We start from the raw sequence: 1,194 nt of genomic DNA, 5'->3' as shown, positions 1-1,194 counted from the left end.
TCGCCGCCCCATTCCGGCACCCGCGTCGTCGGCACCCGCGGCGTCGGGTTCGAAGGGTTCCGCGTTGTGCTCGCAGTGTCCGTCAAGGCACATGTCGTCCTCAGCAAGGTCGGTGATAGGTGCACGATGAATGCACCGGAAGCCATCAGACCTTGATCCGGCTTGGTAGCCGGGAAATGATCTCTACATGAAAGCTCTGCGGCAGGAAGGCATCGACCTGCCTCGGTGACACGGCGCACCTTCGTCGGCAACCGGCTTAGCCCCAATACCGGTGACTTAGTGCTTTGGTGTGCGTTTGATCCGTTTCGGTTTGGTGACGCCGACGAGGGTTATGGCCGCGGTGGGTGGGCGGTCTGCAGTCCGGTGGGCGGCGCGCTTGAGGGGTCAGCCGGCGACTTTGCGTTTGATGACGCGGGGGTTGGTGCGGTGCCGTCGTGGTGGCTGGAGGCGTTGGAGGAGTTCAGCGTGGGTGGCTTTGACCGCGCGGGCGAGTCAGCATGGCGCCCCCACTGAACACGGTGGAGTCCTCGACCTTCACGTGCAGCGGCACCGTCTTCCCGGGCTGGATGACCAGCTCATCGGCGGCGTCGAGGTGAATGGAGACCCGCGCCGCCTGCATGCCGGCGTCCAGGTAGGCGAAGACGAGAACTCCCGCGATCGCGACGCACGGCAGCCCTTCGTCATCGGGGCCGGCCTGTGCGTGGAAGACGGCCGCGTTGTTGACCACGGCGCAGACCTCCTCGTCCGGGAAGCGGAAGCCGTGCGAAGCGGGCGCCGTACGCACGCACCTGCCGACTCCGTGGAGGCTGTCTCGCCCTGATTCGGCCTTGCCGCGTTGTGGATCAGTGCGTGTGCAGGCTTGGACCAGATGGTGAGTGGTGCAGGCGCTTGCATCCCCGGTTGACCAGGGGAGATGCGGCGGCGAACGAAGGTGTCAGGGGCCGTTGACATCCTCACCTCCAAGGAATAGGACAAAAGTCGTAAAGCATACACAGTGGGCCATCTCGGATTTAGGTGGCTTTCCGGCGGTCGACGCCAGGGCCACTTGACTCGTGCGCTGTGAGAAGGAGGTGAACACATGAGCGACACCGAACAGACACCTCAGGAGCCCGAGTCGACTTCGACCGAGGGTGAGGAGTCGGCGGCCGAGGCAGCGGAGACTGCGGAAGGTGCGGAGGCGGAAGCCCCCGCGAC

1 protein-coding gene is annotated in these 1,194 nt (G+C 65.1%); it reads right to left on the bottom strand.

Annotation, left to right across the window (positions count from 1 at the left end; translation table 11 throughout):
• Positions 1 to 460 precede the first annotated feature (460 nt).
• A complete protein-coding gene (locus ABZ904_RS51320) occupies positions 461 to 784 on the bottom strand; it encodes a hypothetical protein (RefSeq protein ID WP_361006551.1) in 324 nt (107 codons plus the stop codon).
• Positions 785 to 1,194: the final 410 nt, after the last annotated feature.

The sequence above is a fragment of the Streptomyces sp. NPDC046900 genome (genome assembly GCF_040644975.1).
In the GTDB taxonomy this organism is placed as follows: Bacteria; Actinomycetota; Actinomycetes; order Streptomycetales; family Streptomycetaceae; genus Streptomyces.
Note: the sequence above shows the minus strand (reverse complement) of the source record. Positions and strands in the feature narration are given on the sequence as shown.